13 protein-coding genes are annotated in these 13,626 nt (G+C 55.4%); 9 read left to right on the top strand and 4 right to left on the bottom strand.

Annotated elements, in window-relative coordinates; translation table 11 throughout:
* The first annotated feature begins 151 nt into the window (after nt 1-151).
* From qseE to glnB, 4 genes are all read left to right on the top strand, one after another.
* A complete protein-coding gene (gene qseE, locus EoCCA6_RS05805) occupies nt 152-1,585 on the top strand; it encodes a two component system sensor histidine kinase QseE/GlrK (RefSeq protein WP_167515558.1) in 1,434 nt (477 codons plus the stop codon).
* Nucleotides 1,582-2,334 (top strand): two-component system QseEF-associated lipoprotein QseG, encoded by a 753-nt coding sequence (gene qseG, locus EoCCA6_RS05800; RefSeq protein ID WP_152081871.1) that lies wholly within the window; start codon nt 1,582-1,584, stop codon nt 2,332-2,334. The genes qseE and qseG overlap by 4 nt, the downstream gene beginning before the upstream one ends.
* Nucleotides 2,331-3,668 carry a two-component system response regulator GlrR gene (gene glrR, locus EoCCA6_RS05795; RefSeq protein WP_152081870.1) on the top strand — a complete coding sequence of 446 codons (1,338 nt, stop codon included), beginning with the start codon at nt 2,331-2,333 and terminating at the stop codon, nt 3,666-3,668. The genes qseG and glrR overlap by 4 nt, the downstream gene beginning before the upstream one ends.
* 65 nt (nt 3,669-3,733) lie before the next feature.
* The gene (gene glnB, locus EoCCA6_RS05790; protein ID WP_003860685.1) at nt 3,734-4,072 is read left to right on the top strand and encodes a nitrogen regulatory protein P-II; all 339 of its coding nucleotides are present in this window, start codon (nt 3,734-3,736) and stop codon (nt 4,070-4,072) included.
* An 80-nt stretch (nt 4,073-4,152) separates the two neighbouring features.
* Here the strand turns inward: glnB and hmpA are convergent, their stop codons facing one another.
* On the bottom strand, nt 4,153-5,343 hold the full coding sequence (gene hmpA, locus EoCCA6_RS05785) for an NO-inducible flavohemoprotein (protein WP_152081869.1): 1,191 nt from the start codon (nt 5,341-5,343) through the stop codon (nt 4,153-4,155).
* A gap of 304 nt (nt 5,344-5,647) precedes the next feature.
* Between hmpA and glyA the strand changes: the two genes are divergently transcribed.
* Nucleotides 5,648-6,901: a serine hydroxymethyltransferase gene (glyA, locus tag EoCCA6_RS05780; protein ID WP_152081868.1), complete on the top strand. Its 1,254-nt coding sequence runs from the start codon at nt 5,648-5,650 to the stop codon at nt 6,899-6,901.
* A 53-nt stretch (nt 6,902-6,954) separates the two neighbouring features.
* On the opposite strand, the gene EoCCA6_RS05775 is transcribed toward glyA, so the two are convergent.
* Nucleotides 6,955-7,377: a DoxX family protein gene (locus EoCCA6_RS05775; RefSeq protein ID WP_152081867.1), complete on the bottom strand. Its 423-nt coding sequence runs from the start codon at nt 7,375-7,377 to the stop codon at nt 6,955-6,957.
* 172 nt (nt 7,378-7,549) lie between these two features.
* Between EoCCA6_RS05775 and EoCCA6_RS05770 the strand changes: the two genes are divergently transcribed.
* Nucleotides 7,550-8,689, top strand: a complete 1,140-nt coding sequence (locus EoCCA6_RS05770; protein WP_152081866.1) for a 3-phenylpropionate MFS transporter — start codon at nt 7,550-7,552, stop codon at nt 8,687-8,689.
* Here EoCCA6_RS05770 and csiE read toward each other — a convergent pair whose 3' ends face one another.
* On the bottom strand, nt 8,690-9,967 hold the full coding sequence (gene csiE / locus EoCCA6_RS05765) for a stationary phase inducible protein CsiE (RefSeq protein ID WP_152081865.1): 1,278 nt from the start codon (nt 9,965-9,967) through the stop codon (nt 8,690-8,692). It lies immediately after the preceding gene.
* Between the two features lie 125 nt (nt 9,968-10,092).
* Here csiE and EoCCA6_RS05760 point away from each other — a divergent pair, with 125 nt between their 5' ends.
* Together EoCCA6_RS05760 and EoCCA6_RS05755 are read left to right on the top strand one after the other, a co-directional pair.
* Nucleotides 10,093-10,731, top strand: a complete 639-nt coding sequence (locus tag EoCCA6_RS05760) for a DUF1007 family protein (protein ID WP_152081864.1) — start codon at nt 10,093-10,095, stop codon at nt 10,729-10,731.
* Nucleotides 10,722-11,702, top strand: coding sequence for a nickel/cobalt transporter (locus EoCCA6_RS05755; RefSeq protein WP_152081863.1), 981 nt, complete (start codon nt 10,722-10,724; stop codon nt 11,700-11,702). Before EoCCA6_RS05760 ends, EoCCA6_RS05755 begins: the two co-directional genes overlap by 10 nt.
* A gap of 61 nt (nt 11,703-11,763) precedes the next feature.
* Here EoCCA6_RS05755 and suhB read toward each other — a convergent pair whose 3' ends face one another.
* Nucleotides 11,764-12,567 (bottom strand): inositol-1-monophosphatase, encoded by an 804-nt coding sequence (suhB, locus tag EoCCA6_RS05750; RefSeq protein WP_028014077.1) that lies wholly within the window; start codon nt 12,565-12,567, stop codon nt 11,764-11,766.
* A 132-nt stretch (nt 12,568-12,699) separates the two neighbouring features.
* On the opposite strand from suhB, the gene trmJ reads away from it, so the two are divergent.
* Entirely contained in the window at nt 12,700-13,425 is a 726-nt protein-coding gene (gene trmJ, locus EoCCA6_RS05745) for a tRNA (cytosine(32)/uridine(32)-2'-O)-methyltransferase TrmJ (RefSeq protein ID WP_152081862.1), read from the top strand.
* The last annotated feature ends 201 nt before the right edge of the window (nt 13,426-13,626 follow it).

Here is a 13,626-nt window from a genome sequence, read left to right as displayed (position 1 = left end):
GATCATAGCGATGCTTTATCAGGCCAGGGCGAAACGTCGAGTTAGGCACCGCCTCATTCCACAACAAAGCCGGGTTTTTACCCGGCTTTGTTGTATCTGAAGGGCAGACTCAGTTACGCTCTCATCTCACCTACATTAAGAGAGTAATGTGTTGAAACGCTGGCCTGTTTTTCCTCGCTCCCTGCGACAGCTTGTTATGATGGCATTCCTGCTCATCCTGCTGCCTTTGCTGGTACTGGCATGGCAGGCATGGCAAAGCCTGAATGCGCTCAGTGCTCAGGCGGCACTGACTAACCGCACCACGCTCATTGACGCCAGACGTAGTGAAGCGATGACCAACGCTGCGCTGGAGATGGAGCGTAGCTATCGCCAGTATTGCGTACTGGATGACCGCACGCTGGAGAAGGTGTACCAGAACCAGCGTAAGCGCTACAGCGAAATGCTTGATGCCCATGCCGGCGTTTTGCCGGACGATAAACTGTATCAGGCGCTGCGTCAGGATCTGAACGATCTGGCTCAGCTTCAGTGTAAAAATAGCGGCCCGGATGCGGCGGCTGCCGCCCGTCTTGAAGCCTTTGCAAATGCCAATACGGAAATGGTTCAGTCGACACGCACGGTGATTTTCTCCCGTGGGCAACAGCTACAGCAGGAAATTGCCGAGCGCGGCCAGTTCTTTGGCTGGCAGGCGCTGGTGCTGTTTCTGGTCAGTCTGGCGCTGGTGCTGCTGTTCACCCGCATGATCATCGGCCCGGTGAAGGGCATTCAGCGGATGATTAATCGTCTGGGCGAGGGGAAGTCCCTCGGTGACACGGTGGTGTTCAAAGGCCCGCGCGAGCTGCGTTCTGTCGGCCAGCGCATTATCTGGCTTTCCGAGCGTCTGGCATGGCTGGAGTCACAGCGTCATCAGTTCCTGCGTCATATCTCCCACGAACTCAAAACGCCGCTCGCCAGTATGCGCGAAGGCACGGAACTGCTGGCAGATGAAGTGGCGGGGCCGCTGACGTCTGAACAAAAAGAGATTGTTGACATTCTGGATGCCAGCAGCCGCAATTTGCAAAAGCTGATCGAGCAACTGCTTGATTACAACCGCAAGCTGGCGGATGGTGCGGTAGTGCTGGAAAAGGTGGAGATTGAGCCGCTGGTGGATATGGTGATCTCAGCCCATAGCCTGCCAGCAAGAGCTAAAATGATGCATACCGACGTGGAACTTAATGAGCCCGCTTGTCTTGCGGAACCGATGCTGTTGATGAGCGTTCTGGATAATCTTTATTCCAATGCGGTGCACTATGGTACTGAATCCGGTAACATTTATATCCGAAGTTATACGAATGGTTCTCGGGTGTTTATTGACGTTGCAAATACGGGCACCCCGATTCCGGATGATGAAAAAGCGATGATTTTTGAGCCTTTTTTCCAGGGCAGTCATCAGCGAAAAGGTGCGGTAAAAGGAAGTGGTCTGGGGCTGAGCATTGCCCGCGACTGCATACGACGCATGCAGGGTGAGCTTAACATCACCCGTGACGATCGTTCGGATGTGTGCTTTCGTATCGAACTGCCTCTTGAGCCGGAAAAATCAATAAAATGAATCTATGTCTGGTGAGTATGTCACACGTCTTTTTCCGCGCAGTGCGCGCGGTGTTTTCCAGCAATAACGTACGCCTGAGCCTGTCATGCTTACTTCTGGCAGGGTGTGTTACCCATGCGCCCAGGAGTGCAATCAGCGAAAAACAAGAAGAAAAATGGCCTGAAAATCAGCTGGCGGATTTTCTTACCACCCCCTGTGAGGGTATCTGGCATTTATCAGGACATGAGGTAGAAACCAACCCGCTGTTCTGGCTGCGTGGTATCGATTGCGCGCAACGTCTGGCTCCCGTTGAGGCCAGGGCGCAGGCAACGATGTGGGGAGAGGATACCTGGCAGGATACCTTTAAACGCGCCATTTTGCTGGCCGATGCCAAAATCACCCCGGTTGAACGTCGTACAAATACCACGCGTCTGGACACGTTCAGTACAAACATTCCTGCGCAGGTGCGCCCGGTGTATCAACTCTGGCGGGACGGCCAGGCGTTACAGTTGCAGCTCTCCGAAGAACGCTCCCGTTACAGCAAGCTGCAGCAGTCAGCCGACAGCGAACTGGACACGCTTCGTCAGCAGCAGGAGTATCTGCGCACCCAGCTTGATACCACAACGCGCAAACTTGAAAACCTGACCGATATTGAAAGACAGCTCTCGACACGTAAACCGGCAGGCAATTATCTTCCTGACGGATCGAAAGGTAATCCTGCCACGACGCCGGACAGCGAGACGCAGAAACAAGAGGATGTGAAGCCATGACAAGCCGCAAACCTGCTCACCTCTTACTGGTGGATGACGATCCCGGATTGCTCAAACTGTTAGGGATGCGCCTGGTCAGCGAAGGCTACAGTGTGGTGACCGCCGAAAGCGGGCAGGAAGGGCTGAAAGTGCTTGCCCGCGAGAAGATCGACCTCGTGATCAGCGACTTGCGGATGGACGAAATGGACGGGATGCAGCTGTTCACGGAGATCCAGAAACAGCAGCCTGGCATGCCGGTGATTATCCTGACGGCTCACGGGTCGATCCCGGATGCAGTCGCCGCAACCCAGCAGGGGGTTTTCAGCTTCCTGACCAAGCCGGTCGATAAAGACGCACTCTATAAGGCGATTGATAGCGCACTTGAACATGCTGCGCCTTCCGGTGATGACGCGTGGCGTGAATCTATTGTTACCCGCAGCCCGATAATGCTACGTCTGCTTGAGCAGGCGCGGATGGTGGCGCAATCTGACGTCAGCGTGTTGATTAATGGCCAGAGCGGGACCGGGAAAGAAATTCTCGCGCAGGCGATCCACAACGCCAGCCCGCGCAGCAAAAATGCGTTTATCGCCATTAACTGCGGCGCACTGCCGGAGCAACTGCTGGAGTCAGAACTGTTTGGTCATGCCCGCGGTGCCTTTACCGGCGCGGTAAGCAGCCGGGAGGGGCTGTTCCAGGCCGCGGAAGGCGGCACGCTGTTCCTGGACGAGATTGGCGACATGCCTGCGCCGTTGCAGGTCAAACTGCTACGCGTTCTGCAGGAGCGAAAAGTGCGCCCGCTTGGCAGCAACCGAGATATCGATATTAACGTGCGTATTATTTCCGCTACCCATCGTGATTTACCGAAGGTGATGGCACGCAACGAGTTCCGCGAAGATCTCTACTACCGTTTGAACGTCGTAAACCTGAAAATCCCGGCGCTGGCCGAGCGCGCGGAAGATATCCCGCTGCTGGCGAATCATCTGCTGCGCCAGTCCGCGGATCGTCACAAACCGTTTGTGCGTGCGTTTTCCACTGATGCGATGAAACGGCTGATGACGGCAAGCTGGCCGGGCAACGTGCGCCAGCTGGTGAACGTCATTGAGCAGTGCGTGGCCCTGACCTCATCGCCAGTTATCAGCGATGCGCTGGTGGAGCAGGCGCTGGAAGGGGAAAACACGGCTTTACCCACCTTTGCCGAAGCGCGAAACCAGTTCGAACTCAACTATCTGCGCAAGCTATTGCAGATCACCAAAGGCAACGTGACGCACGCGGCGCGTATGGCCGGACGCAACCGTACCGAGTTTTACAAACTGCTGTCACGCCATGAGCTGGAAGCAAACGATTTTAAAGAGTAATGCCGTATGGTACTGTGAGCAACCGATTACGAAGCAGCTTACTGGCAAGAGTTTAAGGACCCACCATGAAAAAAATTGATGCGATTATTAAACCTTTCAAACTGGATGATGTACGTGAAGCGCTGGCAGAAGTCGGGATCACCGGGATGACAGTGACGGAAGTGAAAGGTTTTGGTCGTCAGAAGGGCCACACTGAACTTTACCGTGGCGCAGAGTACATGGTGGACTTTCTGCCGAAAGTGAAAATTGAAATCGTGGTGAGCGACGATATCGTGGATACCTGCGTCGATACCATTATCCGCACGGCGCAGACGGGTAAAATTGGCGACGGTAAAATCTTCGTCTTTGACGTGGCGCGCGTGATCCGTATCCGTACCGGCGAAGAAGACGACGCTGCGATTTAACATTCAGGCCGGGTGGCGCTGCGCTTACCCGGCCTGAAAAACCCTTCGTAGGTCCGTGCAAGCGAAGCGCCGCCGGGCGATTACAGCACCTTATGCGGGCCGAAACATTCGTAATGAATGTGGTCCTTATTTACGCCCAGCTCAACCAGCTGCTTCGCGGCATACTGCATAAACGCCACCGGTCCACAAACGTAGAACTGCATCTCCGGCGCGCTGAACGCCCCTTCATGCTGGCTTAAATTCATCAGACCTTCGCTGTCAAAACGAACCGCTGCGCGGTCGGCTTCGGTTGGCTGACGATACCAGGTATGCGCTGTAAAGCGTGGCAGACCTGCCGCCAGCGTTTTCACCTCATCCGCAAACGCGTGAACATCACCGTTTTCAGCAGCGTGGAACCAGTTTACCTGCGCGCTGTGGTTTGATTTTGCCAGCGTATCCAGCATCGCCAGCATTGGCGTTTGACCGACACCGGCGGAGATCAGCGTGACTGGCGTATTCGCTTCGACAGCCATGAAGAAGTCACCCGCTGGTGCAGCCAGATGCACCACATCACCCACGCTGGCCTCGTTATGCAGCCAGGTAGACACCTGACCGCCGTCCTCGCGTTTCACCGCAATGCGATAGCCTTTACCGTTTGGCTTGCGGGTCAGGGAATACTGACGGATCTCCTGGTGCGGGAATCCTTCCGGCTTCAGCCACACACCCAGATACTGACCAGGCTGATAATCTGCGACGGGCTGACCGTCGACCGGCTCAAACTCAAAGCTGGTAATCAGCGCGCTGCGTGGCGTTTTCTCAACGATACGGAATGCGCGAGTGCCTTCCCAGCCGCCATTCTTGCTGGCGTTCTCGCTGTAGATCTGCGCTTCACGGTTGATAAATACGTTGGCCAGCACGCCGTAGGCTTTACCCCAGGCGTCCAGCACCTCCTGACCAGGGCTGAACATCTCATCCAGCGTCGCGAGCAGGTGGCCGCCCACAATGTTGTACTGCTCAGGCTTTATCTGGAAGCTGGTATGTTTTTGCGCAATTTTTTCTACCGCAGGCAGCAGCGCCGCCAGGTTTTCAATATTGCTGGCATAGGCCGCGATAGCGTTGAACAGGGCTTCGCGCTGATCGCCGTTACGCTGGTTGCTCATGTTGAAAATCTCTTTGAGCTCCGGGTTATGCGTGAACATGCGATCGTAAAAGTGGGCGGTGAGTTTTGGACCCGTTTCAACCAGCAGGGGGATAGTGGCTTTCACGGTAGCGATGGTTTGAGCGTCTAACATAGCAGCTTCCTTCAGATGTTACTTTAATGATGTATTTTAAATGCATCTTATAAAAAATACCCCTGTGTTGTAAATGGTTCTTTGCATCGTGAAAAATATGCATCACAAACCTGAAAAGAAATCCGTTGAAAAGGGCGAGTGCTTTATTCCTCAAACCCTTGCGTGGCGCGTAGGTAAACGTTTGCGTAAAATCGTTTGTCAAGACCTGTTATCGCAGAACTAATCAGTTATACTGTTGCGCGTTGTCCAACAGGACTGCCTTTTCAGGGCAAAATTTTATTGTTAGCTGAGTCAGGAGATGCGGATGTTAAAGCGTGAAATGAACATTGCCGATTATGATGCCGAACTGTGGCAGGCTATGGAGCAGGAAAAAGTACGTCAGGAAGAGCACATTGAACTGATCGCCTCCGAGAACTACACCAGCCCGCGCGTGATGCAGGCGCAGGGTTCTCAGCTGACCAACAAATATGCTGAAGGTTATCCGGGCAAGCGCTACTACGGCGGTTGCGAATACGTTGATATCGTTGAACAGTTGGCGATTGACCGCGCGAAAGAACTGTTTGGCGCTGACTACGCTAACGTGCAGCCGCACTCTGGCTCTCAGGCTAACTTTGCGGTCTACACCGCGCTGCTGCAGCCGGGCGATACCGTTCTGGGTATGAACCTGGCGCAGGGCGGCCACCTGACGCACGGCTCCCCGGTCAACTTCTCCGGCAAACTGTATAACATCATCCCTTACGGTATTGATGAGTCAGGTAAAATTGACTACGAAGATATGGCGAAGCAGGCCAAAGAGCACAAGCCGAAGATGATCATCGGTGGTTTCTCTGCTTACTCCGGTATCGTTGACTGGGCAAAAATGCGTGAAATCGCAGACAGCATCGGTGCGTATCTGTTCGTTGATATGGCGCACGTTGCGGGCCTGATTGCCGCAGGCGTTTACCCGAACCCGGTTCCACACGCTCACGTTGTGACCACCACCACCCACAAAACCCTGGCGGGTCCACGCGGTGGCCTGATCCTGGCGAAAGGCGGTGACGAAGAGCTGTACAAAAAACTGAACTCCGCCGTGTTCCCAAGCGCGCAGGGCGGCCCGCTGATGCACGTTATCGCGGCAAAAGCTGTGGCGCTGAAAGAAGCGATGGAGCCAGAGTTCAAGGTTTACCAGCAGCAGGTTGCCAAAAACGCCAAAGCGATGGTGGACGTGTTCCTGAACCGTGGCTACAAAGTGGTGTCTGGCGGTACTGAAAACCACCTGTTCCTGCTGGATCTGGTTGATAAAAACCTGACCGGTAAAGAAGCTGACGCTGCCCTGGGCCGCGCCAACATCACCGTGAACAAAAACAGCGTGCCAAACGATCCGAAGAGCCCGTTCGTGACCTCCGGTATCCGTATCGGTTCTCCGGCTGTGACTCGCCGCGGCTTCAAAGAAGCGGAAGTGAAAGAGCTGGCAGGCTGGATGTGTGACGTTCTGGACAACATCAATGACGAAGCGGTTATTGAGCAGGTCAAAGGTAAAGTGCTGGATATCTGCGCACGCTTCCCGGTATACGCTTAATTCCTCTGCTTTGCAGGAATAAAAAAGGCCGCGCTTGCGGCCTTTTTTATGGGCTAACGTCGGTCAAGCGATAGTGCCCCCGGCCCGACAATTGCCAGCAATAGAAATGCACCGGCAATACTGACATTTTTATAGAAGTTAATCATATTCGGCACGACTGCATCACCGGTCATATCCCAGTAATGGTGCCCTATCACTGCGGTTCCCAGAGTATAAAAAATGAAGAGCACGGCAAGAGGGCGGGTGAAAAAGCCGAGGATGATCAGAATCGCGGCGGGCACCTCCATCACCACTGCAATAATGGCGGCCAGCGTGGGCACAGGAGCGCCAAGCGACGCCATGTACTGTACGGTGCCGCTAAAGCCCGTCAGTTTCGGATAACCAAAAATAATAAACAGGACCACGATGGCGATGCGGGCAATTAACAACAGGAAGGAGCGTGAGGAGCCGAAATCGAAATAACGTAAGCTGTTCATGGCAAACGACCTCTTCAGGCGATGTCTTTTAAACGTAATACAATTTCGCCGCTCTCGCCATACGCCGACCGGCTGTCCATGATGTTAATTTATCGTTAATTTATAGCGCGCTAACGACTTGCTAAAGTGCAGGATTAACGCCAGACTATCGCCTCCATATCGGGAGGGATTCATGGTCTTGCATTCCACGCGCTGGCTGGCGCTCAGCTATTTCACCTACTTTTTTAGCTACGGTATTTTTCTGCCTTTCTGGAGCGTCTGGCTCAAAGGGGTTGGCCTGACGCCGGAAACCATCGGCGTGCTGCTGGGCGCAGGACTTGTGGCGCGCTTCCTGGGCAGCCTGCTCATCGCACCACGCGTCAGCGATCCTTCCTTATTGATTAAAGCCGTGCGTATTCTGGCGCTACTGACCCTGGTCTTTGTCGCCTGCTTCTGGGTGAGCCATCAGTTTGCCTGGCTGATGGTCGTCATGGTCGGCTTCAACCTGTTCTTCTCGCCGCTGGTTCCGTTGACGGACGCACTGGCGAACACGTGGCAAAAACAGATTACGATGGATTATGGCCGCGTGCGCCTGTGGGGATCGATTGCCTTTGTCATCGGTTCTGCGCTGGTGGGGAAACTGGTCAGTCTCTACGATTATCATGCCATCCTTGCGCTACTGAGTATCGGGATTGCTTCCATGCTGCTGGGGATGTTGCTACGACCATCGGTGATGCCGCAGGGCGAAAGCCGCCATCACGAAAGCGCAGGCTGGCCAGCATGGCGTTCTCTGGTGGCGCAAAGCTGGCGTTTTCTGGCGTGCGTCTGCCTGCTGCAGGGAGCACATGCGGCGTATTATGGTTTTAGCGCGATTTACTGGCAGGGGGCGGGATACTCCGCGTCTGCAGTCGGTTACCTGTGGTCGCTTGGCGTGGTCGCTGAGGTCATCATCTTCGCGCTGAGCAAAAAGCTGTTCCGCCGCTTTGGTGCGCGCGATTTGTTACTGCTTTCCGCCGTGTGTGGCGTGGTGCGCTGGGGCATTATGGGCTGGACCACTGAACTCCCGTGGCTGATCGTGGCGCAAATCCTCCACTGCGGCACCTTCACCGTGTGTCACCTGGCGGCGATGCGTTATATCTCGGCGCGTGAAGGGGGAGAGGTGATCCGCCTGCAGGCGGTTTATTCCGCCGTCGCGATGGGTGGCAGTATTGCGGTGATGACGGTTTTTGCGGGCTTCCTCTACCAGCACCTGGGCCACGGTGTGTTCTGGGTAATGGCACTGGTTGCGCTTCCGGCAATGATCGTTCGCCCTAAAGTAGCCGCCCGCGCGTAACTACGTTTCCAGCATCGCGCGGATATGTTCCTGCTGCTGCGCATTCAGCGTCTCAACGGCGTGAATGAGCGGCGGCGAGAACAGGGGCAAAATGGTGGCGTATGGCGTAATGACCAGCGCAGCCTCGCGCGGAGCCCCTTCTTTCTGGAAGGTCTCCAGCGTCAGATAGCGGATGTTGAGCGGCAGTAGCGTCAGTTCCCGTAGCTGCTGCTCAATCAACGCTTCACACGCTTTGTCTTCTCCCGTCAGTAACACCACCTGCTTTTCATGCAGGTCGGTTTCCTGCATTAGCCAGGCACCAAAAATCACGGCCACCAGGCTCATCTCTTCGTCAGAGAAACGCAGCCCAAACTCCGCTTCCAGTTCAAATAGCGCCTCTTTCGAGGTGCGCAACAGTCGCGGATAGAGGCGATGGATCTCTTCCGGCAGGCTGTTGTCGATGCCGATGTCAAACAGCGAGCGGTCCAGCGCCTGGGCGAGATGGATATATAGCTGATCGGTCAGCCCTTGCTCATCGCTAAAGTTCATCCCCGTTTGCGCCCGAAAGCGGGCAACCATGCGCACAATGGCCCGGCGCAAGCGCTGATCCTGCTGGTGTTTATCCAGCACAGGGTCGGGCGTGCGCAGCATCATAAACAGGATGGCCAGAAACAGTTGTTCATCGGCGTGGGGAGCCTGCGGGACGCGCCGCTTCCAGTGGCGCACGATTTCCTGTGCCGTAAAATATTCGCCCCTCGACTGCGCCCAGTTGCGCTGAACGTGGGTAAATTGCGGCGTATTGCCCTGATGGTGTTGGAGCAGACAATATTGCAGATACAGCTGTAAGAACAGGATGTCGCGACACTCAAACTGGCGCTGAAGTTTGCGCGAGCAGAAGTTGATCAACGCCCTCAGGTTGGTATCGTCATAAAGCGTGCGCGCAATACCGTACCGTTTAAGCGCGGTTTTTAACGCGGGGGTAAACTGATGCGAAACAAACTGCGGGCACAGCCGGAGCGCTCTGCGCAGCCAGTGCAGCAGGCATAAGCGCTGATTGAGGGCCGAGCCTTCAATTCGGTAGCAACCGTCGGGGTGCGTAACGATGTCGAGCCGGTGATAGCGCTGGATTTCATCGCGCGTCTCGGCTATATCTTGCCGTGCCATGGCGTCGTCCACGCCATTGGCAGCGATAATGCTCTGTGCGGTGACGGCAGCTTCGGGCAGGTAAAGCATCAAAAGCACCTGGCAGCGGCGCTGCGAACTGGAAAGCACAGATGGAATTTCAAGCGTCGTCATCATCTGTCGGGTATCCAGTGTGAATGTTTGATAAGAATAGCTAAAGGATGGATGCTGAAAAGCGCACCGGCAGGCCTTTCAATCAGGATTGCTGGCGAACATCACAGAATTTTTGACGTGAGGAATTGATGCAAATAGTTAAACACAGCGCGATGGCGTTATTTTTGGCGGTTTTCACCTTCACTGCCAGCGCACATCCTCACAGTTTTATCAGCCTGAAAACCGAGCTGGTAACGGACGGGACGCAGCTTAGCGGGCTGAAAATGCGCTGGACGATGGATGAAATCACCTCTGCAGACCTGCTCTATGACGCGGGAAACGCGAAGCCCGGCGACGAGATCTGGAAAAAGCTGGCAGCAGAAGTGATGGCGAACGTGCTGGGCCAGCACTACTTCACCGAGTTCTGGCATAACGGGCAAAAAGTGAAGTTCCTCAATCGCCCCACAGAATACGGCATGTCCCGCGATGGTCATCAGGCGGTGCTGACGTTTATCCTGCCGCTGGCACATCCTCAACCGCTGGCGGGGCAGACATATACGTTTTCCACGTTTGATCCGACGTATTATGTCGATATGAGTTACGCCGGGGACAGCGACGTCACGCTGCCGACAGCTCTGCAAAAAACCTGCAAGATTGCCATACACACGCCGAAACCCAGCGAAGAGATGCTGAACTTTGCGGTCTCTCTCGATAAAGCAGATGCGCCGCCAGAGGATATGGAATTGGGTAAACAGTTTGCACAACAGGTGACGTTGCAATGTCAGTGATCTCCTCGCCGGTCCGAAAATCACGCCGCTGGCTTCACCTCTGGCCGCTGGCGCTCTTTTTACTGTTAGCCGTTTGCGGCTCGCTGTGGCTGTGGTACGCCTGGCCGCAGGTGATGATGAAAAGCATCATCTGGCAGCGGGAAGTCAACCAGCAGATGAGCGGGTTGCTGAAGGCGGTGGCGGATAACCCGACCAGAGCGGGCGGCTCCCTGCTGGCGTTTAGCTTTTTCTATGGCGTGTTACATGCGCTAGGGCCGGGGCACGGCAAGATTGTGATCACCACCTGGCTGGCGACGCATCCTTCAAAACTGAAATCAAGCATTGGCCTGACGCTGGCTTCCTCTTTGCTTCAGGGGGGCGTAGCGATTGCGCTGGTGGTGATTGTGCTTTCACTTCTGCAGCTCCCGGCACGTCAACTGCATATGAGCAGCTTCTGGCTGGAGAAGGGGAGTTACGCGCTGGTCGGCGTGCTGGGGCTAATCCTCTGCTGGCGGGCGTTGAAAAAACTGCGCGTGCTGCTGCAAAAACCGAAATTCAAAACCTTTACGCCGCATCATATTCACGATGAAAACTGCGGCTGCGGGCACCAGCATCTGCCGACGCAGGAACAGTTGCAGAACGGCGACGACTGGCGGGCGCGGTTGATGATCGTTCTCTCGATGGGCATGCGACCGTGCTCGGGGGCGATCATGGTACTGCTGTTCAGTAAGGTGATTGGCGTGTTCGGCTGGGGAATGCTCTCGGCGCTGGCGATGGCGGCGGGCACGTCATTAACGATTTCTTCGCTGGCGTTACTGGTACACAGCTTCCGTCAACTGGCGGTAAAATTCAGTGGCAATAGAACGCCGGTGCTGTGGCGACAGGTCGGGTGGACCACGCTTGCGCTGGCAGGTGGGGTGATTTTGCTTGTGGCTGCAGTAACGATGTGGATGAGTGCGGTGCCGTTGGGGAGGGGATTGCGGCCTTTTTAATCGGGTGCGGTCTGATGCCCGCACCCTAACCCTCTCCCTGGGGGAGAGGGGATTACCGGGATTAACGCTTCAGCGCATCGCTCAGTTCGTCACGCATGTTTGCCAGCATGGCTTTCACAACGCGTGGGTTACCTGCCACGATGTTGCCGGTGGTCATGTAGTTGTGGCCGCCGGTGAAGTCGCAAACAATCGCGCCCGCTTCACGTGCGATCAGCTCGCCCGCCGCGAAGTCCCACGGCTTCAGAGACAGCTCGAAGTAACCGTCAACGCGGCCGGTCGCAACGTAGGCCAGATCCAGTGCAGCAGAGCCGGTGCGACGGAAGTCCGCGCATTCGGTGAACAGTTTGCCCAGGATATTCATATAGGTGGTTGCGTGCTGCTTCGCCTTGAACGGGAAGCCGGTCGCCAGGATGGTGCCATCCAGATCGCGTGCATTGCTGCAGCGCAGACGGTAGCCGTTCAGCTGTGCGCCCTGACCGCGGGTAGCGGTGAACAGTTCGTTACGCATTGGATCGTAAACCACGGCGACTTCAGTACGGCCTTTAATGCGTACTGCGATAGACACAGAGAAGTGTGGCAGGCGTTTGACGAAGTTGGTGGTGCCATCCAGTGGATCGATAACCCATTGAACATCCTGATCGGTACCTTCATGTTCACCGCTTTCTTCGGTGATGATGGTGTGCTGCGGGTAAGATTTGCGGATCGTTTCGATAATAATCGCTTCTGCGGCTTTATCGACGTTAGTCACGAAATCATTGCTGCCTTTCTGGCTGGTTTCTACGGAGTCTGGGGTTTCGTAGTGTTTGGCAATTACATTACCCGCCTTGCGCGCTGCGCGCACGGCGATGGTCAGCATCGGATGCATCGGTCTCTCTCACTGGATGTTAAAGAACAGGAAAATCGGCGCAGAGTATAGCAGCGGGATCGGAATATGTCTCTCGTTTATGATAATATGCCCGAATATTCTTCAGACACTGAATTCAGACACCTAAAAACTATGCTGCAAAACATTCGAATCGTGCTGGTCGAAACATCGCACACCGGCAATATGGGCTCTGTTGCCCGCGCTATGAAAACCATGGGCTTAACGAACCTGTGGTTGGTTAACCCACTGGTGAAACCAGACTCGCAGGCTATCGCTCTGGCGGCCGGTGCCAGCGACGTGATCGGCAACGCGCAGATCGTTGATACGCTGGACGAAGCCCTCGCCGGTTGCAGCCTGGTCGTCGGCACCAGCGCGCGCTCCCGCACGCTGCCGTGGCCGATGCTGGACCCACGCGAATGCGGCCTGAAAAGTGTTTCGGAAGCTGAGCAGGCACCCGTGGCGCTGGTGTTTGGCCGCGAGCGCGTTGGTTTGACTAACGATGAACTGCAGAAGTGTCACTACCACGTTGCGATTGCGGCAAACCCGGAGTACAGCTCGCTGAACCTGGCGATGGCAGTGCAGGTTATCGCCTACGAAGTGCGTATGGCCTGGCTGGCGACGCAGGAGCAACCGGTCGAACCGAAAGAAGAGACGGCCTACCCGCTGGTGGATGACCTTGAGCGCTTCTACGGCCACCTGGAGCAGACGCTGCTCTCAACCGGCTTTATTCGCGAAGGCCACCCAGGTCAGGTGATGAACAAGCTGCGCCGTATGTTCACCCGCGCGCGCCCTGAAAGCCAGGAACTCAACATCCTGCGCGGGATTCTGGCGTCGATTGAGCTGAAGAATAAGGAATAGTGTCGTCTGTTCGCCGGGTGGCGCTTCGCTTACCCGGCCTACGACGCATTCTCCCTCTCCCTGTGGGAGAGGGGCGGGGTGAGGGCATCAGACCGCACCTATATTATGAAGGCACAGAAGGTTAAATACCTGACTAAAACAGTCAAGTAAATAGTTGACCAATTTAGTCAGGAATGTCAGACTTGGCCCTGCTATGCAATA

The sequence above is a fragment of the Enterobacter oligotrophicus genome, assembly GCF_009176645.1.
Lineage (GTDB): Bacteria > Pseudomonadota > Gammaproteobacteria > Enterobacterales > Enterobacteriaceae > Enterobacter > Enterobacter oligotrophicus.
Note: the sequence above shows the minus strand (reverse complement) of the source record. Positions and strands in the feature narration are given on the sequence as shown.

Excerpts from the sequence above, each read along its gene's own strand:
- EoCCA6_RS05760 (WP_152081864.1), top strand. The coding sequence starts at position 10,093 with ATGCAAATAGTTAAACACAGCGCGATGGCGTTATTTTTGGCGGTTTTC.
- EoCCA6_RS05775 (WP_152081867.1), bottom strand. The coding sequence starts at position 7,377 with ATGAACAGCTTACGTTATTTCGATTTCGGCTCCTCACGCTCCTTCCTG.
- trmJ (WP_152081862.1), top strand. The coding sequence starts at position 12,700 with ATGCTGCAAAACATTCGAATCGTGCTGGTCGAAACATCGCACACCGGC.
- hmpA (WP_152081869.1), bottom strand. The coding sequence starts at position 5,343 with ATGTTAGACGCTCAAACCATCGCTACCGTGAAAGCCACTATCCCCCTG.
- csiE (WP_152081865.1), bottom strand. The coding sequence starts at position 9,967 with ATGATGACGACGCTTGAAATTCCATCTGTGCTTTCCAGTTCGCAGCGC.
- EoCCA6_RS05770 (WP_152081866.1), top strand. The coding sequence starts at position 7,550 with ATGGTCTTGCATTCCACGCGCTGGCTGGCGCTCAGCTATTTCACCTAC.
- glrR (WP_152081870.1), top strand. The coding sequence starts at position 2,331 with ATGACAAGCCGCAAACCTGCTCACCTCTTACTGGTGGATGACGATCCC.
- EoCCA6_RS05755 (WP_152081863.1), top strand. The coding sequence starts at position 10,722 with ATGTCAGTGATCTCCTCGCCGGTCCGAAAATCACGCCGCTGGCTTCAC.
- suhB (WP_028014077.1), bottom strand. The coding sequence starts at position 12,567 with ATGCATCCGATGCTGACCATCGCCGTGCGCGCAGCGCGCAAGGCGGGT.
- glyA (WP_152081868.1), top strand. The coding sequence starts at position 5,648 with ATGTTAAAGCGTGAAATGAACATTGCCGATTATGATGCCGAACTGTGG.
- qseG (WP_152081871.1), top strand. The coding sequence starts at position 1,582 with ATGAATCTATGTCTGGTGAGTATGTCACACGTCTTTTTCCGCGCAGTG.
- glnB (WP_003860685.1), top strand. The coding sequence starts at position 3,734 with ATGAAAAAAATTGATGCGATTATTAAACCTTTCAAACTGGATGATGTA.